Consider the following 20863-nt stretch of genomic DNA (forward strand, 5'->3'; position numbering starts at 1 on the left):
CGAGCAAAAATCTGCTAGCAGATCATTGACCGTCTACTGTCCGTTTCGTACCGTAATCGAATGACCATCTCAGCCACAAACCCACGGGCCGTGATCCGGCTCAATGTCGCCGCAGCCGAGATCGGCCTGCATCCCGACACGCTGCGCCGCATGTGCAAGCGCGGCGATGGTCCGCGCCTGCTCCACCTCTCGACCCGATGCTACGGCATCCGGCGGGCGGACCTGGAGGCGTGGCTAGAGACCCGTGACGTACCGACCCCAAAGGTCTAGCGCGTCGCGCTTCTCGTCCCGGTACTGGGCCCGGTTGTAGATGCCGGCCACGGACGCCTTCGAGCCGCTGGTGTGGTTCAGAATGGCCTCGATCACATGCGGCTGCACCTTGAGCACGTCCGCCATCATGGTCGCGGCCGTCCGACGTAGGTCGTGTAGCCGCCACTCGGTGACGCCCGAGCGCTTATCGAGCGCCCGCTTCGCCCTTGAGTAGCCCGAGAACGGGCCTTTGCCCTTCCCGAACAGGTACTGCCGGTCCTCGACCTCGGGCCGTTGCGAGACGATGGTCAGCGCCGGCGCCGAGAGCGGCACCTCGTGCGCCAGCCCGTTCTTGGTGCGCTCGCCCGGCAGGATCCACAGGGCGGCGTCGTGATCCAGCTCGCTCCAGACCATGGCCGAAACCTCATGCCGGCGCTGGGCGGTGAGGAGCAGGAGGCGGACGATGTCGGAGAACTCGCTCTCCTCGTTGCTTTGGCAGGCGCGCCAGATCGCGGCGACCTCGTCGGGCTTCAGGACGCGGTCCCGCGTCTTCTCGGATCCGGGCTTCTGCGTACCGGCCGCGACGTTCACGTCGACCACGTCGGTCGCGAGGAGCCAGCTGTAGAATTTCACGAGGGCGGTGCGTGAGCGGTTGGCCGTGGTCAGGCCACGCTCGCGCTTCACCTCTTGCAGCTGCCGATGGATCTCGGCCTTCGTCACCTCGCGTGCCACGATCTTATGCAGTGGCTCGAAGTTGACGGTGAAGAAGCGCGTTAGCTCTTTGTGCCAGGCTACGCTGACCTCGCCCTCACGCTCCTTCAGGTAGGGCTCGATCAGAGCGCCGAACGTCGGCGCCTCGCGGGCTCGCTTCGTCTTGGCGCGCGGATCCTCGCCGAGGCGGACCTGACCCAGGCGCTCGTTGGCGTTCTTCCGGGCGTCGGTCGCCGTGATCTGGGTCGTCTTACCGATCGTCTCGCGCCGGGTGTCGCCGCGCTGGGTGCGGTACTGAACGAACCACATCTTCGAGCCCCCGGCGCTGAGCCGGACGCCGAAGCCCTTCACCACGTCGTCGTAGACCATCAGGCGGTCTTTGCCCGGGGGCAGTTTGAGGGCCTCCACGGCCGCGTTGGTCAGGCGCATTCGGGCGATTTCCGGTACTCACATGGTCCTCATCGTACAGGCCGATGAGGCCCCGCTGCTCTGCGGGTGACAGGTGGTACACGCCGAAATCGGAGAAGTTCAAGAGCGAAACGGCCTCGCGGGCCAAAATGGGTACTCATCCTGCCGGTACTTTCCGTACCGACTTTCAGCCTAGGGGACAGGGGGTCGTCGGTTCAAGTCCGGCCACTCCGACCATATCGGTTCCGCCCATCGCGAACACGAGCACGCGGGGCGACATCTTCTAGCATCGGGATCGTCGGCAGTTTCGTTCGCGCGCGTGCGGGGTGAGTTAGTCCGGCGGGGCGTAGGCCGAGCCGTCCGCGGCCCTGACCGGCTCTTCCACGTAGCGACCCTGCTTCGGAACGGCGACAGCGTCGAACGTGTCGGCCAGGGCGTGGAGCGCCCGCCGCATCTCGGGTCCTTCCAGGGGACGGCCGTGACCTGTGATGACGCGCTCCGGTTCGAGAGCGGCGAGGGTCCGGACCGAGTCGCGCGCAGCTGTCCAATCGAGGGTCAGGTACATGGGCGGCCCATGCAGTTCCGGCTCCTGTGTCGCCACCGCATAGGCCGATTCCTGCGCCGTGGTGACGAAGGCATCGCCGGCGATGAGGGTGCGGTCGGCCTCGCGCCAGAACGAGACGTGACCCGGCGCGTGCCCGGGCGTGTGGATCCAGCGCCAGCCAGCCATCGGCGGAACGGACCCGTCGGCCGGCAGATCCTGCAACCGATCGGACACGTCGACCGGCCGCGTCGGGTACAGAGGCGACAGGCGCCCCAGCAATCCCCCGCCGACGCTCGGATCGGGGGTCGGGTAGGAGGCGCTGCCGTCCAGATACGGACGCTCCAGCGCATGCGCGAAGACCGGGACGTCCCACTCCGCGGCGAGATCCTCCAGCACGCCGACATGGTCGAAATGGCCGTGTGTCAGCACGATCGCGGCCGGCCGCGCGCCCGCGCCGAACCGTGCTTCCGCGGCGGCCTTGATCGCGCCCTTCGCGCCCAGCACGCCCGCATCCACCAGCACCCACCCGCGATCGCCCGCCCCGGGCGCGCCGACGAACACGGTGTTGACCAGCACGAGCCGCCGATACGCGACGTCGGCCGTGATGGCGTGCGTGGAATCGTCCCGCTCTGCGTCACGGGCCGGATCATCGGCGCGAGCCTTCGGATCGACCGGGATCTGCTGGGCCATGTCGGGCGGCTCTCCTGCCAGGTGCCCGAGCAGGCCGGCATCGAGGGACCCGCTCAAGTCATTGCGACCGTGAGGATTTCAACGCCGCGGCCCTCTGCGGTCCGGGCGTGAGGCGCGTTGGCCGCCCCTGTACCGCAAACCGGGCTTCCCGAGGCGGGTTCCCGCTCGGCGATGACGTCCGCCTCGCCGCAGAGGCTTCGCGCGCGGCGTGGCAGACCCCATATTGCAACGACCGACGCACCCGTCGCAGGTTCGAGCATGGCACCGAGTCCCGTCGCCCTCATCGCCTCCGCCGCCATCGTCACCCTGGTCGCCACCGGGACGGGGGCGATCGTCCTGCAGCAGGGGTCGCGGTTCAGCCATCCGCGCCGGGTCGGCGGGTCCTTCGCGATGGCGGATCTCGACGGGCGCCCGGTGAGCCAGGCTGACCTGCTTGGCAAGCCGTCGGCCCTGTTCTTCGGCTTCACCCATTGTCCGGAGGTCTGCCCGACGACGCTGTCCACCCTGTCCGGCGCACTCGGCCGCATGGGGCGTGACGCAAACCGGCTGAACGTGGTCTTCGTCACCCTCGACCCGGAGCGGGACACCCCCGACAGCCTGCGGGACTATCTGACCGCGTTCGATCCGAGGATTCGCGGCTTCGTCGGGACGCCCGATCAGGTCGCCCGCATGGCCGATGCCTACCACGTCGCCTACAAGCGCGTGCCGGTCCCGGGCGGCGACTACACGATGGAGCATTCCGCCACGGTCGGCCTGTTCGACAAGAGCGGCCGCATGGTCGGGGAGATCGGCTACGGGGAGGATGAGGACCGCACGCTGTCCAAGCTGATCACGCTGGCGCTGCCGGGCCAATGCGCGCCCGGCGGCGGTGCTGCGCTCTGGGAGACCAACGGTCCGACCAACGCCTGCGGCCCGCGAAGCTGAACCTCAGCCGGCTGAGCCGTCAATGGCGCGCTCATTCCAGCGTGGCTAGAGGACGCGGCGGGTCGTCGGAGGGGCGATTCCCGGAGGTTTCAGCTTGATCACGCGACGCGCCCTGACAGCCGTAGGCCTGCTGGCCCTCTCGCCGCTCGCGCGATCAGCCGAGGCCGCATCCGGCGGTCCGCGCCTGGCGCCGCCGGAGCCGATGGATTTCGAACGCCTGAAGGATCTGGCGCGCACACTGCGCGATCGTCCCTACATGCCGCCCCACGAGGCACCCCCGTCGCCGACCCTCGACGCGCTGACCTACGGGCCGCTTCAGGAGATCCGCTACCCGCCAGCGCACGCATTGTTCCCGGAGAGCCCGTACCCGGTCACCTTCTTCCACCTCGGCAACTTCTTCCGTCACCCGGTGAAGATCTTCGCCCTGGAAGGCGGCCAGGCCCGGGAGGTACTGTATTCGCGCGATCTCTTCGCCTACCCCTCCGGCAATCCCGGCCAGGATCTGCCGGACGGCTCGGGCTTTGCCGGCGTACGCTTCCAGAAGGTCCCGGCCGGCCGGCTCGGTGACGACGGCGACTGGCTGGCATTCCTCGGCGCCTCCTATTTTCGCGCCGCCGGTGACGGGGCACAGTACGGCGCCTCGGCTCGGGGAATCGCCATCGATACGGCGGCGGGGCCGGGGAAACCGGAAGAATTCCCAGTCTTCACCCGCTTCTACGTCTCCCCCGCCGCGGACGGGGCGGTCTCGGTGCTGGCGCTCCTCGAAGGCCAGAGCCTGACCGGCGCCTACCGGTTCACCGCGCGGAAGGAGCCGCACGTGGTGATCGACGTCGCCTGCACATTGTATATCCGCAAGGCCGTCGAGCGGTTCGGCGTCGCGCCCCTGACTTCGATGCTGTGGTATTCGGAGGGGATGAGCCGGTTCCTCGCCAGCGACTGGCGGCCCGAGGTGCACGATTCCGATGGCCTGCTGATGCAGACCGGCACCGGCGAGCTGATCTGGCGCCCGCTCAACAACCCGCCGCGCCTCAGCGTCAGCGCCTTCGCGGACACGTCGCCGAAGGGGTTCGGCCTGCTCCAGCGCGACCGGGCGTTCGACAACTACATCGACGACGGCTTCGAGGAGAACCGCCCCCACATCTGGGTGGAGACCCAGGGCGATTGGGGACAGGGCAGCGTGCAGCTGGTCGAGATCCCGACGCACCAGGAGACCGACGACAACATCGGCGCCATGTGGGTCCCGGCCGACCCGCCCGCCGCGGGTGCCGAGCGCAGCTTTGCCTATCGCCTGCACTGGCCGGTGGCCGAGCCGGTCGCCACCGATCTCGCCCGCTGCGTCGCGACCCGGGCGACCAAGGCGTCCTGGCTGTCCGACGCGGACCGGCGGCCTGGCCGGGCAAACCTCGTGCGCCAATTCGTGCTGGCGTTCGAGGGCGCGGCCTTGGCCGGCCGCGACCCGGAGAAGGCGCAGGTGGCACTCACGCTGTCCCGCGGCACCGCGGAGGAGGTCGGGGCGACCTGGGCGCCCTACGGCAAACCGAGTCCCTGGCGCGTCTTCCTGAAGGTCTACGCCGAAGGGCCGCAGCCGATCGAGATGCGGCTGCAACTCAAGGATGGAGACCGCCTTCTCTCGGAGACCTGGGCCTACCAGTATTATCCCGAGGCGCCCGGGACGGTGCTGTAGGCGGCGACCGGGCGCATTGCCGACGCCGGCCCGCTGCCCTTAGAAGGTCGAGCCCCGGCCGCAGGTGCCGGTTGTCCCACCGCCGCATCGGAGGCCGTCATGAACGGCGAACGACCGCCCGGCACCGATCTGCCCGACGCCCTGACCCGGCTGTTGAGAGCGCCCAAGAGCGCGATCTGGCCGACGCCCGAGGATCGGGATCGCCTGCGCCTCGGTCGCCAGCGGCCCCGGCAGCCGAGCCGCGCCGTGATGGGCGTCTGGATCTGGGCGATCCTGTACAACGTGATCGGCTTCGCGATCCTCGCGACCCTGTGGCGGACGATGCACTGACCGATGAACGCACCCCTATGGACCCGGCCCGGATCACGCCGCGCCATCCTGGCCGCCCTGCTCGTCGCGAGTCTGGCCGCCGCCCCGGCCCGGGGGCAGACGCCCGAGAGCGCCCTGAACGCCGACGATGGCACCGGGGCCGTAAAGGTCTGCGCGCCTGTGGCGATGCCGCGTTGGCGCTCGATGATTCCGGCCCCGAAAACCTGGACCTTCCTGGACTGCATGGGCTTCTCGGGCGAGATGGGCGCCAGCCACTTCCAGCTCGGCTGCCTGTTCGCCAACGTCACGCCGCACGCGCAGAAATACGCCTGGGGGCCGCTGGTGGCGATCGAGAAGGCGGCCTTGGCCAAGCCGCAGCCGCCCATGCCCAATTGCGGATGGTGACAAGCCGGTTCGGCTCGGGTCGGCCGATTCCGTACGAACTTGCACGGGCAACCCGCATACCAACGCCGATCGACCGTCGACTTTGCGCAGATGAGATCGGCGCAATCCGTCGCATTTGATCGATCCGCGAAACCCTTGTCTCTCGAGTCCGTGCGAGGATCGGTGGGAGGAGAGCCCACGATGATCGACGCGCTTCAGACCGCGACCACCGGGATGACCCGGGCCACCGACCGGCTTGGGACTGCGGCGCAGCGCATCGCGGAGATCGGCGTACCGGTCGGCGATGCGGCGCTGCCGCCCGCCGTGCAGGTCGATCTGTCGAGCACCGTCGCGGATCTGATCGGGTCGCGGACATCCTTCGCCCTGAACGCCGCGGTGGCGCGCACCGCCGACCGCATGAGCGGCCAGCTTCTCGACATCACCGCCTGAGGCCCGCGCGACGACGCGCTCACTCGGCCGGGGCCGAGCGGCGCGGGCCGATCGTGGGGGCCGCCAGGAGCGCCAGGATCGCGGCGGCGGCGAACAGCAGCCCGACGCCGATCGCGCGGTACGCGACCACACCCAGGAGGCCCCCGCCGAGGAACGCGCCGACCGTCATCAGGTGAAGCCGCAGCTTGTCGGGGTCGTGGCGTTTCGCCAGGGGATCGCCGGCTTTGCGATCGAGCCAGCGCGCGAGTTCGATCCCGATATCGGTGATCATCCCGGTGACGTGCGTGGTCCGCACCCGGGCATCCGTGATCTTCGTCACCACGGCGTTCTGCAGGCCCAGGACGAAGCTCAGGCCGAACACCAGAGCCTCGCCCCGCGCCGGCTCGGCCATGGGGAGTGCGACCAGACCGATCGCAGCAAGCAGGAGGGCCTCGGCCCGGATGCCGTAGGCGTAAGCCCCGGAGGGGGCGTGGCGCCGGCGCCGGCGGATCAGCAGAGTCGAGGTCGCGGCGCCCAGCACGAACAGGATGACGAGGAGCAGCGCCTGGGCGGCGAGGATCAGGTCGCCGGTCCCGGCTCGGTCCGAGATCGCCGACACGTTGCCGGTCATGTTCGAGGCGTAGAACCCAACGGCGTAGAAGCCCGCCGTGTTCAGGGCGCCGGCCACCGCCGCCAGGGACCAGGACAGGGTCAGGTCGGCATCGCGGGTGCGCGTCTCGCCTTCATGGACAAGCATGGAATCGCCGATGCCGTTGGGTCAGTCCGGATTGAGTCGGTACTCGTACCCGACCCGCCCCCGATCGGGTACGCGACCACGGCGCAGCGGTGCCCTGCATCGGTTCCGTGGACCAGGCGTAGCCATCGACGGACGGGCGCGCGGGACCAGACCGTTCCGGTGCCACGGCACCCGGGCCGATCCGGACATCACCGTTCGGGTCGCCCGCCGGGATCGTCGCGCCGTCCCGTCCTCACCAGCCGCGATCGTCGCCACCGAGGTGGCGACCGTAGCCGCCTTCCTCGTCGTAATCCGCCTCGTCGCGCCAGCGGCGGTGACCGTAGCCCACCGGGACTCGCTCGTAGGTGACCACGCGTCGCGTCGCGTAGACCGGCTCGACGGCGTCGTAGGCGCGGTAGGCCGGCCGCGGCCGGACGACCACGGGGATCGGGGCGTAGCCGTCGTCCTGGATGCCGTACGCGTGGCCGTAGCCCGGCGCGGCCTGGGCGGCAGCACCGATCAGGGCACCGGCCGCCAAGCCACCGATGATGCCGGCCACCACGGCGCCACCGCCGCGTGCCTCGGCGGTCGTGGATGCGAGGGTCCCCGCGCCGATCAGCGCGGCGGCCGAAAGCACAGCGATCCGTTTCATGGCCTGACTCCGAATGAAGCGCGGGATCACCAGGGCGATCCCGATCACAGGAGACAGGATGCCTGGGCGTCGCTGCATCGGCTCTGAAGTCCGCCTGCAGCCACCGTTCAGCTTTCAGTCCCGACGGCGACCATCGGCGCCTCTCGGACGTAGCCCCGGGAAATCAGGCGGCTGCGCTCGCGCGTGCGCCGCTCGGCCTCCATCAGGTCGGACAGGGCGTCGGCGATGGCGCAGCGGAGCGCGATGCCGGCATCGCCGCCGGTGAAGCTGAGATAGGCGCGGCTGATCGCGTCGACCGGACAGGCATGATCCGCCTGTGCAGCAAGGGCCTGGGTCAGCATCGGGGTCTCCTTCGTCACACGCCGGAACGAAGGGAGAACAATTCAGAAGGGTTAACGCTTCGTCAACGCATGGCCGCCAACGCGCGAGGGCGTCGGCAAACCCTGTGGATAACGGGGATCCGGATGCCGGAGCGCTGTGGAGAACCCTGTTTACTCCGGAAGCCTCGGGAGGCGCTGACCGTCCTGGGGAATCGGATAGCGTGCCGTGTTCAGCTCCATGGCGAGCAAGGTGTAGTAGCCCGAGATGGCGGCCAGATCGACGATACCGGCCTTCCCGAACCGGGCCTCCGCCCGGGCGTAGGTGGTATCCGAGACGCGCCGCGTATCCTGCAGTTCGGTCGTAAAGTCGTACACGATCGTCTCGTCCTCGCTCATCCGGGCCGGCCGGCGCCCATCGCGGATCGCCGCGACGATCTCGGGGACGATGCCCGCCTTCTCGGCGATGGGGGCGTGGACATACCATTCGTAATCCTGGGTCCAGCGCCGGGCCGTGAGCAGGATCACCAGCTCCGACAGCGTCGTGCCGATCTTGGGCTTGAAGCGTAGATAGTCGCCCATCGCGCGGGCGAGGGTCATCACCTCGGGCGAGTGCATCAGCGGCTGGAACGGGCCGAACGGCGGCTTGCCGCGGGCCTGCTCGAACGCCTCGGCGGCCTGCTTCTGCTCGGGCGTATAAACCTGCGGCGGGATGGTCGGCAGGCGCTCTTCGGCCGCGATCGAGAGGGTGGGGAACAGGGCCGCGAGCGCCAGGGCGCGGGCGGCGAGGCGGATGCGCATCGTTTCACTCCCAAATCGTTACGCGTACGTTCGCCTCGGCCTGCGGCGCCGGCCAGGGCAGGGGCGGCCGATCGGTGTCGATCGCGCCTCGGCGTCACGGGGGAGCGCCGGGCGGTTGCGCCCCGCGCCGGGCCGGGCCATCAGCGGAGGCGATGGCCGGTCCAACCTCCGCGCTGCCGATCGAGGCCGCACTCCCCGAACTGCGTCGGGTGCTATCCGCCCGGAATGCCGCCGTGCTGGTAGCGCCCCCCGGCGCCGGCAAGACCACGCGCGTCCCCCTCGACCTGCTCGACGCCCCCTGGCTCGAGGGGCGTAAGATCATCCTCCTTGAGCCGCGCCGCCTGGCGGCCCGGGCCGCCGCCGCCCGGATGGCGCAGACCCTGGGCGAGCCGGTCGGCGAACGGGTCGGCCTGCGGGTGCGGCTCGGCTCGAAGATCTCGGCGCGGACCCGGATCGAGGTGGTGACCGAGGGCGTGTTCACCCGCATGATCCTCGACGATCCGGAGCTCGCGGGCATCGGGGCCGTGCTGTTCGACGAATTCCACGAACGGTCCCTCGACGCCGATCTGGGCTTAGCCTTCGCGTGCGATGCACAGGGCGGCTTGCGCGAGGATCTGCGGATCTTGGTCATGTCCGCGACCCTGGATGGCGCCCGCGTCGCGCGGCTGCTCGGCGACGCCCCCGTGGTCGCGTCCGAGGGTCGGGCTTTCCCGGTGGAGACCCGGTACGCCGAGCGCGACCCGAACCGGCGGATCGAGGATTCGGTGGCCGAGGTCACGCTGCGGGCGCTCCGGGCCGATCCCGGGTCGGTGCTGGTGTTCCTTCCGGGACAGGCCGAGATCCGGCGGACGCACGACATCCTGGCCGCGAAGATCGGGCCGGAGGTCCAGCTCGCCCCGCTCTACGGCGCACTCACCCCGGCAGAGCAGGACCGCGCCGTCGCGCCGGCGCCGGCCGGTACCCGCAAGGTGGTGCTGGCCACCAGCATCGCCGAGACCTCGCTGACCATCGAGGGCGTCCGGATCGTGGTCGATTCCGGCTTGGCCCGCGTGCCGGTCTACGAGCCGGGCCTCGGCCTGACCCGGCTGGTCACCGCCCGGGCGTCGCGCGCCTCGGTCGACCAGCGCCGGGGGCGGGCCGGGCGGACCGAGCCGGGGCTGTGTTGGCGGCTGTGGTCGGAGGCCGGCACCAACGCGCTGGAGCCGTTCACCCGCCCGGAGATCCTTTCGGCGGACCTCGCCGGCCTGCTGCTCGACTGCGCCGCCTGGGGCGTGACCGATCCGGGCAGGCTCGCCTTTCTGGATCCACCGCCCGCCCCGGCGCTCACGGAGGCCCGCACCATGCTGGCCGCCCTCGGGGCGCTCGGCGCCGACGGTCGCCTGACCGAGGTCGGCACGCGACTGCGCGCCCTGCCGTTGCCGCCCCGGCTCGCCCGGATGGTGACGGCGGCGGCCGGAACCGGCCACGCCCGCGCCGCCGCAGATCTCGCGGCAGTTCTGGTCGAACGTGGGCTGGGCGGCGACGGCATCGACCTCGACGAGCGGGTCGAGCGCTTCCGGCGAGACCGAGGAACCCGGGCCGCGGATATGCGCCGCCTGGCCGAGAATTGGGCGCGGATCGCTGGCGGCGCGCAACATTACGCCCCGGAAGCCGCCGGCCTGCTGCTCGCCCTGGCCTATCCGGACCGGGTCGCCCGAGCCCGGGGACGGGAGGGCGAGTTCGTGATGGCGAGCGGCCGCGCCGGCCGACTCGATCCGGCGAGTCCACTCGCCCGGGAGACCTACCTGGTCATCGCCGACTTGGCCGGCGCCGCCGGCAACGCTCGCATCCTGGCGGCGGCTTCCATCGGTGCCGACGCGATCGAGAGGCTGTTCTCCGACCGGATCGAGGCGCGCACCGAGGTGACCTTCGATTCGCAGGCCGCCGCCCTGCGGGCCAGAGCGGTCCGGCGCCTGGGTGCGGTCAGCCTCGGAGAGCGGCCGCTGCCTGTCCCGGCCGACACCGCGTCCGCGGAGATCCTCGCCAGCGGCATCGTCGGCCTCGGGATCGATCGGCTGCCCTGGACGCCGGGACTGTCGCAATGGCGGGCCCGCGTGCAGTTCCTGCACGCCGCCGAGGGCGATACGACCTGGCCGGATCTCTCCGACGCCGCCCTCGGGGCCAGTGCCGCAGCTTGGCTGGCGCCGGCGCTCGTCGGACGCAACTCCCTCGCGGCGATCACCCCGGACGACCTCGGCGGCGCCCTCCAGGGCCTGCTGCCCTGGCAGCTCCGCGGCCGGCTCGACGGGGAGGCGCCGACCCATGTCGAGGTGCCGACCGGCTCACGCATCCCGGTCGACTACACCGAGGCCGAGCCTGTGCTGGCGGTCCGGGTGCAGGAATTGTTCGGCCTGGACCGCCATCCCACCGCGGGCGGCCGTCCCCTCGTGCTGCACCTGTTGTCGCCGGCGCATCGCCCGATTCAGATCACCCGGGATCTGCCGGGCTTCTGGCGCGGTTCCTGGGCGGCGGTGCGTGCGGAGATGCGCGGGCGCTACCTGCGCCATCCCTGGCCGGAAGACCCGTTGGCCGAGGCGCCGACCCGGCGGGCAAAGCCCCGTGGCACCTGAGTTTCGGCAGGCCCGATACCCGTCAACGACACGAGGGACGAGACGCAATGGCGACTGACCCGACACCCTTCGATCCTGCATCCGAGGGCTGGGCGCTGGTGGAGGACGAGGGTTTCATCGCCCATGTCGGCCCGCTCCATGTCCGCGCCGCGGACGGCGCCTACGCGTTCCGTGCGGAGCAGAAGCACGCCAACCTGATCGGGGTGGTCCATGGCGGCATGCTGATGAGCTTCGCCGACCGCGCGCTGGGCGAGACCGCGATGCGGGCCGCCGACGGCGCCAACTGCGTGACGATCCAGCTCGAGATGAAGTTCATCGATGTCGGCCGCCTCGGCGACTGGCTCACCGTGCACCCCGGGGTGGTGAAGCGCACCGGCTCCCTGGTCTTCATGCGCGGGGAGATACGCGAAGGCCCACGCCTGGTGGCGACAGCAGACGGTGTTTGGAAGATCCTGCGCCGCAAGCCCGGTTGATCGAAACGCGGTCCCAGTCATACTGCCGAGATCGACAAGAGTTAGATCGACGATCGGTCGGCGTACGGGGAGGTCTATCATGCGGCAATCACAGGATGACGCTGTCAGAACTGGACTCGCGCGACCGTCCCGTCGCGCGATGCTCGTCGGTGCTGGCGCAGCCCTTGCCTCGACCACGGCGGCTCTCGGTCAGCCGGAGCCGCCGAGCACCGTGACCGACCCGCCCCGCGACTTTCGTCCCGGCGCGGCCCCGACCACTTACTTCACCGATCCCGACGTCATCACGGTCGATCCGGCCTTCGGCCCCTACGTGGTTCCCAACAGCGCCATCCGCCGCCTCTGGACCGGCGCACTTTGGGCGGAGGGGCCGGCATGGAACAGCCTCGGCCGCTTCCTGATCTGGAGCGACATCCCGAACGACCGCCAGATGCGGTGGCTCGAGGAGGACGGGCATGTCGGCGTCTTCCGCAGCCGCAGCAACAACTCGAACGGCAACACCTTCGATCGCCAGGGCCGCCAGATCTCCTGCGAGCACATCACCCGGCGGGTGGTGCGCTACGAGCTCGATGGCTCAGCCACGATCCTGGCCGACCGCTTCGACGGCAAGCCGTTCAATTCACCCAACGACGTCGAGCAGCACGCCGACGGATCGTACTGGTTCACGGATCCGCCCTATGGCGGTCTCCTGTACGAGGGGATGCCGGACGAGGCGGGCGGCCCCTCGAACCCGCAGGGCCGGATCAATCCACGGCTCGGCCAGGCGGCCGGGATCGCCGTCGGCAAGCGCGCGCTCCCCAACGCGCTCTACCGCATCGACCCGACCGGCCGGATCGACCAGATCCTGACGGACGCGCAGGTGCCGAATCCAAACGGGCTGTGCTTCTCGCCCGACCACAAGACGCTCTACCTGTCCTCCACCGGGAAAGGCCCCGGCGATACCGGAGCCGGCGGCAAGGGCGAGATCTACGCCTTCGATGTCGGGGACGGCCCCAAGCTGTCGAACCAGCGGCTGTTCTCGGATTGCGTCGTGGACGGCGTGAAGTGCGGACCGGACGGCATGCGGGCCGATGTCGATGGCAACCTCTGGGTCGCGAGCAACGCGGGCCGGGCGGTCGGCTACAACGGTGTCACGGTGTGGTCGCCGCAGGGCAAGCTGATCGGCCGCATCCGCCTGCCCGAGGTCTGCGACAACCTCACCTTCGGCGGCCCGAAGCGGAACCGCCTGTTCATGACCGCGAGCCAGTCGCTCTACGCGGTCTATGTGAACACGCAGGGGGCGGGGCCGGCCTGAACGCGGGTGAGGGCCGACGCCAACCAGATGCGGAACCGCATGAGGCTGGATGTCCCTTCTCCACCTGAGCCTGATGCGCACGCCCCGGCGTACGTCGGGATGCGGCCGACGGATCGAAATCCCTCGGCCCTGTGGATCCTGGCGCCCGCATGAACGATGACGGCGACGAACGGCGGCAGATGGCAGGAAAGCACCCGTGGTTGCCGGGCCCCCGGGACGCTATCTGTAACCGGCATGAGTGAGGATCCCGCCCCCGACCCGACCCTGAGCCGCCTCGGCGCCGCCTTGGGCGACCTGCCCAAGCGTGGGCTGCCGCCGGTCGAGACATGGAACCCGCCCTATTGCGGGCCCATCGACATCCGCATCGCCGCGGACGGAACCTGGCACCACAACGGCTCGCCGATCCGCCGGGATAAGATGGTGAAGCTGTTCGCCTCCATCCTGCGGCGCGAGCCGGATGGGCGGACGGTGCTGGTGACCCCCGTGGAGAGCGTCGGCATCACCGTGGACGACGCCGCCTTCGTGGCCGTCGAGATGGCGGTGGACGGAGGCGGGGAGGACCGGCGGATCTCGTTCCGGACCAATGTCGACGATCTCGTAAGCGTCGATTCGGAACATGCCTTGCGCTTCGAGCAGGAGCCCGATGGGGCTCTGAAGCCCTATCTTCATGTCCGGCGCGGGCTCTCGGCCCTGGTCACCCGCGCGCTCACCTACGATCTGGTGGAACTCGCCGAGGAGCGGGTGATCGACGGGCGGCCTTGGCTCGGCCTCTGGGCCGGCGGCACCTTCCACACGATCGCCCCGGCCGAGGCCGCGTGAGCGACCCGCTCGCCGAATTCCTCGCCCGCGCCGCGTCCCACCTCTCCCCGGACCCACCGGGCCCGGACGACCCGACCTCGAATCCCCGGGGGGACCACAGTCTAGACCCGGACGGCAGCGCGGTGATCCCGCCGCCGCCGCACCGGCGGGCGGCAGTCCTTGTGCCGGTGGTGTTCCGGACGGACGGCCTGAGGCTGGTCCTGACCCAGCGGGCGGCCAACCTGCGCGACCATTCCGGGCAGGTCGCGCTGCCGGGCGGCAAGATCGACCCGGCCGATCCCGGACCCGCGGACGCAGCCCTTCGGGAGGCCCACGAGGAGATCGGGCTCGCACCCGACTCGGTCCGCCTGCTCGGCTATCTCGACCCCTACCTGTCCGGCACCGGGTTCCTCGTCACGCCGGTGATCGGCGTGGTCCCGGCCGACGCCGCCTTCACGCCGAACCCCAGCGAGGTCGCGGACGTGTTCGAGGTGCCGATGCCGGTGCTGATGGACCGGGACCGCTATGTTCTGCAGGCGCGGGCCTGGCAGGGACGCACCCGCCGGTACTATGCCCTGACCTTCGAGGACCGGCTGATCTGGGGCGTCACCGCCGGGATCCTGAACAACCTCCGGGAGCGCCTCTACCCGGAAACCGGCCCCCACCCCGCGGGATAAGGCAACCGACCATCATGCTGCGCCGCCTCATCGAAGAGTTCGGCCTCTTCCTCATCCCGTTCGTGCTGTTCATGGCCTACCTGGTGCTCGTGGGCCGCAACCCGATGCGCCGGGTGCACTGGGACCCGCACCTCGTCCGTCTGGTCCTCGCCGGCCTCGCCATCGTCATCGGGACGCTGGTCTACGAGGGCTTGTTCTCGGAGCGCAGGGCCGGCGGCTACGTGCCGACCCATATGGAGAACGGCCGTCTGGTGCCGGGCGGCTTCAAGTGAGCCAGGCCGCCCTCGATTACGGCGCGCTCGCGGCCCTGCTGGGCCAGCCGGGCGTACGCCGGGCACTCGCCGCCCTCGATGTTCCGCACGCCGAGACCCGCCTGGTCGGCGGCTGCGTGCGCGACGCGCTGCTGGGCAGCCCGTCCGCCGACATCGACCTCACGACCACGCTGTTGCCGGACGCCGTGATGGATGCCGCCCGGAAGGCGCAAGGCCTCAAGGCGGTGCCCACCGGGATCGAGCACGGCACGGTCACCCTGGTGACCGAGGACGGGCCGGTCGAGGTCACGACCCTGCGCGAGGATGTCGAGACCGATGGCCGCCATGCGGTGGTCCGGTTCGGTGGCGATTTCGCCCGGGATGCCGAGCGGCGCGACTTCACCGTCAACGCCCTCTCCCTGGGAGCCGACGGGCGCCTGCACGATACGGTCGGCGGTCTCGCCGATCTGAAGGCCGGGCGGGTGCGCTTCATCGGCGATCCCGGGACCCGGATCCGCGAGGATGCGCTCCGGATCCTGCGCTTCTTCCGCTTCCACGCCCGATTTGGCGCCGGCCCTCCTGATCAGGCGGGGCTCGCCGCTTGCGTCGCCGCCCGGGACGCCCTCGACCGGCTGTCCCGCGAGCGGGTCCGGGCCGAATTCGTGAAACTGCTGGCTGCCCGCAACGGCACCCAAATGGTCGCGGTCCTGAGCGCCACCGGGCTCCTTCAGCGGATCACCGGCGGCGTCGCAGAACTGGGGCGCCTGGATCGGGCGTTCGCCGCAGCGCTCTCGCCGGTGATGCGCCTCGCGGCCCTCTCGGTCGGCGGGCGGCACGATGCCGACCGGCTGCGCGAACGGCTGCGCCTGTCAAAGCAGGAGCACGCGCTGCTCAGCGGCTACGCGGATGCGCTGGCAGACCTCCACGGTCGCGCCGACATCGACCCACTCACGGCCCGGGCGCTCGTGGCCGAGCACGGCCTGCCGCTCCTGAAGGAAACGCTGACGATCGTGTCGGGCGAGCCCCGGCCTGTCGTGAAGGATGAGGCGCGGCAAGCGCTGGATTCGCTGAGCGGTGCAGGCGGTGCGCCGCGCTTCCCGCTCGCGGGGGCGGATCTCGTGGCCGCGGGCCTCCCGGCAGGTCCGGCCATCGGCCGTGGATTGGCAGCGGCCCGGGAACTCTGGTTGGAGCGCGGCTGCCCGGCCGATACCGAGGCGAGGGCCGAGCTGCTGGAGCGCGCGCTGGCGAGTGCCCGCGCGTTCTCTCTCAGAGCTTGAGGAGCGCCTTGGTCTCCTGGAGCTGGACGATCTGGCCGTTCAGATCTTCGCGCTTCTGCAGATCTTCGGTGGCGTCGCGCTGCAACTCGGCCGCCTCGATATCCCGGTCAAGGGATTCGTGGGTGAGCTCCTCGATCGGCGCGGCGCGCTCGGCGAGGACGGTCACGGCGGTCGGGCCGATATCCGCGAAGCCGCCGCGGACGTAGATCCGTTTGCCGCTGCCCTGGCTCTCGGTGATCACGATGACGCCGACCCGCAAGGACGTCAGGACCGGGGCATGGCCCGGCATCACAGTCATCTCGCCCTCGGTGCCGGGGAGCTGAACGGCCGTCACCTCGCCGGAATACAGCGTCCGCTCGGGGCCGACGAAATCGAAGTGGAAGGTGGCCATCTCAGGACGATCCCGGAACCGCAACGCGCTCTCCGCCCCATCGTGGGGCGCAGGTGGAAGTGGGGTGGTTCGGGCAGCACCGGCGAGCCTCGCCGCGGCCATCCCACCCCGGCCCCTCCCCGCGAGGGGGAGGGGATTGGCGGGCCTTACGCGGCCTTGAGCTTCTTGGCCTTCTCCTGAGCCTGCTCGATCGTGCCAACCATGTAGAAGGCAGCCTCCGGCAGGTCGTCGTAGTCGCCGTTCACCAGGCCCTTGAAGCCCTTGATGGTGTCTTCCAACTGCACCTGCACGCCCGGCGAGCCGGTGAACACCTCGGCCACCGAGAAGGGCTGCGAGAAGAAGCGCTCGATCTTGCGGGCGCGGGCGACAGTGAGCTTATCCTCCTCGGACAGCTCGTCCATGCCCAGGATCGCGATGATGTCCTGGAGCGCCTTGTAGCGCTGCAGGGTCTGCTGCACCCGGCGGGCGACGTCGTAGTGCTCCTCACCGAGGATGGCCGGCGACAGCATGCGCGAGGTCGAATCCAGCGGATCCACGGCCGGGTAGATGCCCTTCTCGGCGATCGAGCGCGACAGCACCGTCGTGGCGTCGAGGTGGGCGAACGAGGCGGCGGGCGCCGGGTCGGTCAGATCGTCGGCCGGCACGTAGATCGCCTGCACCGAGGTGATCGAACCCTTGTTGGTTGTGGTGATGCGCTCCTGCAGCGCGCCCATGTCCGTGGCGAGCGTCGGCTGATAGCCGACGGCCGACGGGATGCGGCCGAGAAGCGCCGACACCTCGGAACCGGCCTGCGTGAAGCGGAAGATGTTGTCCACGAAGAACAGCACGTCCTGGCCTTCGTCGCGGAACTGCTCCGCGATGGTCAGGCCGGTGAGCGCGACCCGCGAGCGGGCGCCGGGCGACTCGTTCATCTGACCGTAGACCAGGGCGCACTTGGAGCCCGCGGCCGAGCCGCCATTCTCCTTCGGGTCCAGGTTCACCTTGGACTCGATCATCTCGTGGTAGAGATCGTTGCCCTCACGCGTACGCTCACCGACGCCGGCGAACACCGAGTAGCCCGAGTGCACCTTCGCGATGTTGTTGATCAGCTCCATGATCAGCACGGTCTTGCCGACGCCGGCGCCGCCGAACAGGCCGATCTTTCCGCCCTTCGCGTAGGGGGCGAGCAGGTCGACGACCTTGATGCCGGTCACCAGGATCTGCGCCTCGGTCGACTGGTCGGCGTAGGACGGGGCCGGCTGGTGGATGGCGCGGTAGGTGTCACACACCACCGGGCCAGCCTCGTCGATGGGCTCGCCGATGACGTTCATGATCCGGCCGAGGGTGTTCATGCCCACCGGAACCTTGATCGGCTCGCCGGTGTCCGTGCACTCCTGACCGCGGGTGAGGCCCTCGGACGTGTCCATGGCGACGCAGCGGACGGTGCTCTCGCCGAGCTGCTGGGCGACTTCGAGAACGAGGCGGGCGCCGTTGTTCTTGGTTTCCAGGGCGTTCAGGATCTCCGGCAGGTGGCCGTCGCTGAACTGCACGTCGACCACGGGGCCGATGACCTGGATGATCTTGCCGACCTTGTTGGAGCCGGCGCCGGGGATTGCGGTGTTCGCCATTGTAAACCTACCCTTCAAGCTGTGCGTTCAGGTCGCGGTGCCTCAGAGAGCTTCCGCGCCCGAGATGATCTCGATGAGTTCTTTGGTGATCATGGCCTGACGCGTACGGTTGTAGATCAGCGTCTGCTTCTTGATCATCTCGCCGGCGTTGCGGGTTGCCGAGTCCATGGCGCTCATGCGCGCCCCCTGCTCGGATGCCGCGTTCTCCAGGAGCGCCCGATAGACCTGCACGGTGAGGTTCTTCGGCAGGAGCGTCTCCAGGATCGCCTCCTCGGACGGCTCGAATTCCAGCGCGGCGTTGCCGATCCCAGCCTTCGCAGAGGTATCGACCGCCGGCAGTTCCGCCGGGATCAGCCGCTGCGCGGTGGGGATCTGCGAGATCACCGACCGGAATTCGGAGTAGAACAGGGTCGCGACGTCGAACTCGCCGGCTTCGAAGCGCGTCAGGATCTTGCTGGCGATCTCGGCGGCGAACTCGTAGTCCACCGGGCGGTTGCCGCGGATATCCATGCTCTCGACGATCTGGTCGCGATACAGGCGCCGCAGCTGGTCGTTGCCCTTCTTGCCGACCGTCATGATCTTGACGGTCTTGCCCTCGGCGGTGAGCTTCAGAATGTATTCCCGGACCGCCAAGCGGACGATCGAGGAGTTGAACGCGCCGCAGAGGCCGCGATCGCCGGTGCAGACGACCAGAAGATGGGTCTGATCGGCGCCGGTCCCGGAGAGCAGCTTCGGGGCGCCCACGCCACCGACCAGGTTGCCCGCCAGGTTGCCGAGCACCTGGGCCATCTTTTCCGCGAAGGGACGGCCGGCCTCGGCGGCCATCTGCGCCCGGCGCAGCTTGGCGGCCGCGACCATCTGCATGGCCTTGGTGATCTTCTGCGTCGCCTTCACCGAGGTGATGCGGTTGCGCAGGTCCTTCAAACTCGCCATCGGGCCGCGTCCAGATCCGTTCCAGGGCCTCTCCTCCCCCATGTGGGAAGGAGCCGAAGGTGGGGGTGGTGCCGGGTCAAGCGCCCGACGGTGCGGTCAGCACCGGCGTCCAACCCCGTCCCTCCCCACCGTACGCGGGGAGGTCGCAAGGTTCGTGTCGGATCAGTTGCCGATCGACTTGGCCACGCCCTCAACCACGCTCTTCAGCTTGCCGGCGCTCTCGTCCGACAGGTCCTTCGAGGTGGCGATGGCGCCGAGCAGGTCCTGATGCTTCGTGCGCAGCGTGCTGAGCAGGCTGTCCTCGAACGCGCGGATCTTGTTGACCGGCAGCTTGTCCAGGTAGCCGTTCACGCCGGCGTAGATCACAGCAACCTGCTCTTCCATCTTCAGCGGCGAGAATTGCGGCTGCTTCAGGAGCTCGGTGAGCCGCGAGCCGCGGTTCAGGAGCTGCTGGGTCGAGGCGTCGAGATCGGAGCCGAACTGCGCGAAGGCCGCCATCTCGCGGTACTGCGCCAGCTCGCCCTTGATCTTGCCGGCGACCTTTTTCATCGCCTTGGTCTGGGCCGAGGAGCCCACCCGCGACACCGAGAGGCCGACGTTCACCGCCGGGCGGATGCCCTGGTAGAACAGGTCGGTCTCGAGGAAGATCTGGCCGTCGGTGATCGAGATCACGTTGGTCGGGATGTAGGCCGAGACGTCGTTGGCCTGGGTCTCGATGACCGGGAGCGCGGTCAGCGAGCCGTTGCCGGCGGCGTCGCCCATCTTGGCGGCGCGCTCAAGCAGGCGGCTGTGGAGGTAGAACACGTCGCCCGGATAAGCCTCACGGCCCGGCGGGCGGCGCAGCAGCAGCGACATCTGGCGGTAGGCGACGGCCTGCTTGGACAGATCGTCATACACGATCACGGCGTGCATGCCGTTGTCGCGGAAATACTCGCCCATGGCGCAGCCGGCGAACGGCGCGATGAACTGCATCGGCGCGGCGTCCGAGGCGGTGGCGGCGATGACGATCGAGTATTCCAGGGCGCCCTGGTCCTCGAGCACCTTCACGAACTGGGCGACCGTGGAGCGCTTCTGTCCGATGGCCACGTAGATGCAGAAGAGCTTGGCCTTCTCGTCGCCGCCGGCGGCGTGGCCGGGCTTCTGGTTCAGGATGGTGTCGAGGGCGATGGCGGTCTTGCCGGTCTGGCGATCGCCGATGATCAGCTCGCGCTGGCCGCGGCCGACCGGGATGAGGGCGTCGATCGCCTTCAGGCCCGTGGCCATCGGCTCGTGCACCGACTTGCGCGGAATAATGCCCGGCGCCTTCACGTCGACGCGGCGACGCTCGGTGGACTCGATCGGGCCCTTGCCGTCGATCGGGTTGCCGAGGCCGTCGACCACGCGGCCGAGCAGGCCCTTGCCGACCGGCACGTCCACGATGGCGCCGGTACGCTTGACGGTCTGGCCTTCCTTGATCTCACGGTCGGAGCCGAAGATCACGATGCCGACGTTGTCCTGCTCGAGGTTGAGCGCCATGCCGCGCACGCCCGACTCGAACTCAACCATCTCACCGGCCTGGACGTTGTCGAGGCCGTAGGCGCGGGCGATGCCGTCACCAACGGACAGGACCTGCCCAACCTCGGAGACCTCGGCCTCTTCGCCGAAGTTCTTGATCTGGTCCTTCAGGATCGCGGAGATCTCGGCGGCGCGGATGTCCATACTCGGCCTCTGTCGCTAAA

The 20863-nt window shown here is 69.6% G+C and carries 22 protein-coding genes; 12 read left to right on the top strand and 10 right to left on the bottom strand.

The genetic code is table 11. The features are described 5' to 3' along the window. Nucleotides 1–234: 234 nt before the first annotated feature. On the bottom strand, nucleotides 235–1389 hold the full coding sequence (locus FVA80_RS02390) for a site-specific integrase (RefSeq protein ID WP_147905644.1): 1155 nt from the start codon (nucleotides 1387–1389) through the stop codon (nucleotides 235–237). Nucleotides 1390–1699: 310 nt separating this feature from the next. Then, a complete protein-coding gene (locus FVA80_RS02395; protein WP_147905645.1) occupies nucleotides 1700–2602 on the bottom strand; it encodes an MBL fold metallo-hydrolase in 903 nt (300 codons plus the stop codon). Nucleotides 2603–2860: 258 nt separating this feature from the next. On the opposite strand from FVA80_RS02395, the gene FVA80_RS02400 reads away from it, so the two are divergent. The 5 genes from FVA80_RS02400 to FVA80_RS02420 all read left to right on the top strand — a co-directional run bounded on the left by FVA80_RS02400 (nucleotide 2861) and on the right by FVA80_RS02420 (nucleotide 6353). After that, nucleotides 2861–3526, top strand: coding sequence for an SCO family protein (locus FVA80_RS02400; RefSeq protein ID WP_147905646.1), 666 nt, complete (start codon nucleotides 2861–2863; stop codon nucleotides 3524–3526). A 94-nt stretch (nucleotides 3527–3620) separates the two neighbouring features. Further along, nucleotides 3621–5210, top strand: coding sequence for a glucan biosynthesis protein (locus FVA80_RS02405; RefSeq protein WP_147905647.1), 1590 nt, complete (start codon nucleotides 3621–3623; stop codon nucleotides 5208–5210). A gap of 99 nt (nucleotides 5211–5309) precedes the next feature. Further along, entirely contained in the window at nucleotides 5310–5540 is a 231-nt protein-coding gene (locus FVA80_RS02410; protein WP_147905648.1) for a hypothetical protein, read from the top strand. A 3-nt stretch (nucleotides 5541–5543) separates the two neighbouring features. Further along, entirely contained in the window at nucleotides 5544–5924 is a 381-nt protein-coding gene (locus FVA80_RS02415) for a hypothetical protein (protein WP_147905649.1), read from the top strand. A 180-nt stretch (nucleotides 5925–6104) separates the two neighbouring features. After that, on the top strand, nucleotides 6105–6353 hold the full coding sequence (locus FVA80_RS02420; protein WP_147905650.1) for a flagellar protein: 249 nt from the start codon (nucleotides 6105–6107) through the stop codon (nucleotides 6351–6353). A gap of 19 nt (nucleotides 6354–6372) precedes the next feature. On the opposite strand, the gene FVA80_RS02425 is transcribed toward FVA80_RS02420, so the two are convergent. The 4 genes from FVA80_RS02425 to FVA80_RS02440 all read right to left on the bottom strand — a co-directional run bounded on the left by FVA80_RS02425 (nucleotide 6373) and on the right by FVA80_RS02440 (nucleotide 8838). Beyond that, nucleotides 6373–7089 carry a YoaK family protein gene (locus tag FVA80_RS02425; protein ID WP_147905651.1) on the bottom strand — a complete coding sequence of 239 codons (717 nt, stop codon included), beginning with the start codon at nucleotides 7087–7089 and terminating at the stop codon, nucleotides 6373–6375. Between the two features lie 232 nt (nucleotides 7090–7321). Continuing rightward, on the bottom strand, nucleotides 7322–7720 hold the full coding sequence (locus tag FVA80_RS02430) for a hypothetical protein (RefSeq protein ID WP_246692233.1): 399 nt from the start codon (nucleotides 7718–7720) through the stop codon (nucleotides 7322–7324). Nucleotides 7721–7827: 107 nt separating this feature from the next. Continuing rightward, a complete protein-coding gene (locus FVA80_RS02435; RefSeq protein ID WP_147905652.1) occupies nucleotides 7828–8061 on the bottom strand; it encodes a hypothetical protein in 234 nt (77 codons plus the stop codon). A gap of 150 nt (nucleotides 8062–8211) precedes the next feature. Beyond that, nucleotides 8212–8838, bottom strand: a complete 627-nt coding sequence (locus FVA80_RS02440) for a carboxymuconolactone decarboxylase family protein (protein ID WP_147905653.1) — start codon at nucleotides 8836–8838, stop codon at nucleotides 8212–8214. 152 nt (nucleotides 8839–8990) lie between these two features. On the opposite strand from FVA80_RS02440, the gene hrpB reads away from it, so the two are divergent. From hrpB to FVA80_RS02475, 7 genes are all read left to right on the top strand, one after another. Beyond that, entirely contained in the window at nucleotides 8991–11447 is a 2457-nt protein-coding gene (hrpB, locus tag FVA80_RS02445) for an ATP-dependent helicase HrpB (protein ID WP_147905654.1), read from the top strand. A gap of 47 nt (nucleotides 11448–11494) precedes the next feature. After that, entirely contained in the window at nucleotides 11495–11920 is a 426-nt protein-coding gene (locus tag FVA80_RS02450) for a PaaI family thioesterase (RefSeq protein WP_147905655.1), read from the top strand. A gap of 139 nt (nucleotides 11921–12059) precedes the next feature. Next, entirely contained in the window at nucleotides 12060–13211 is a 1152-nt protein-coding gene (locus tag FVA80_RS02455; RefSeq protein ID WP_246692234.1) for an SMP-30/gluconolactonase/LRE family protein, read from the top strand. A gap of 234 nt (nucleotides 13212–13445) precedes the next feature. After that, nucleotides 13446–14030, top strand: coding sequence for a DUF1285 domain-containing protein (locus tag FVA80_RS02460; protein WP_147905657.1), 585 nt, complete (start codon nucleotides 13446–13448; stop codon nucleotides 14028–14030). Continuing rightward, nucleotides 14027–14686: a CoA pyrophosphatase gene (locus FVA80_RS02465; RefSeq protein WP_147905658.1), complete on the top strand. Its 660-nt coding sequence runs from the start codon at nucleotides 14027–14029 to the stop codon at nucleotides 14684–14686. The genes FVA80_RS02460 and FVA80_RS02465 overlap by 4 nt, the downstream gene beginning before the upstream one ends. 14 nt (nucleotides 14687–14700) lie before the next feature. Next, nucleotides 14701–14958 (top strand): DUF6111 family protein, encoded by a 258-nt coding sequence (locus FVA80_RS02470; RefSeq protein WP_147905659.1) that lies wholly within the window; start codon nucleotides 14701–14703, stop codon nucleotides 14956–14958. Continuing rightward, nucleotides 14955–16214, top strand: coding sequence for a CCA tRNA nucleotidyltransferase (locus FVA80_RS02475; protein ID WP_147905660.1), 1260 nt, complete (start codon nucleotides 14955–14957; stop codon nucleotides 16212–16214). Before FVA80_RS02470 ends, FVA80_RS02475 begins: the two co-directional genes overlap by 4 nt. Here the strand turns inward: FVA80_RS02475 and FVA80_RS02480 are convergent. The 4 genes from FVA80_RS02480 to atpA form a co-directional block, all read right to left on the bottom strand. After that, a complete protein-coding gene (locus FVA80_RS02480) occupies nucleotides 16204–16605 on the bottom strand; it encodes a F0F1 ATP synthase subunit epsilon (protein WP_058190458.1) in 402 nt (133 codons plus the stop codon). The two genes, FVA80_RS02475 and FVA80_RS02480, sit on opposite strands and share 11 nt — an antisense overlap. A gap of 146 nt (nucleotides 16606–16751) precedes the next feature. After that, the gene (gene atpD, locus FVA80_RS02485) at nucleotides 16752–18212 is read right to left on the bottom strand and encodes a F0F1 ATP synthase subunit beta (RefSeq protein ID WP_147854040.1); all 1461 of its coding nucleotides are present in this window, start codon (nucleotides 18210–18212) and stop codon (nucleotides 16752–16754) included. Between the two features lie 42 nt (nucleotides 18213–18254). Beyond that, the gene (locus FVA80_RS02490; RefSeq protein WP_147905661.1) at nucleotides 18255–19145 is read right to left on the bottom strand and encodes a F0F1 ATP synthase subunit gamma; all 891 of its coding nucleotides are present in this window, start codon (nucleotides 19143–19145) and stop codon (nucleotides 18255–18257) included. A 162-nt stretch (nucleotides 19146–19307) separates the two neighbouring features. Beyond that, a complete protein-coding gene (gene atpA, locus FVA80_RS02495; protein WP_147905662.1) occupies nucleotides 19308–20843 on the bottom strand; it encodes a F0F1 ATP synthase subunit alpha in 1536 nt (511 codons plus the stop codon). Nucleotides 20844–20863: the final 20 nt, after the last annotated feature.

The sequence above is a fragment of the Methylobacterium sp. WL1 genome, from assembly GCF_008000895.1.
Taxonomy (GTDB): domain Bacteria; phylum Pseudomonadota; class Alphaproteobacteria; order Rhizobiales; family Beijerinckiaceae; genus Methylobacterium.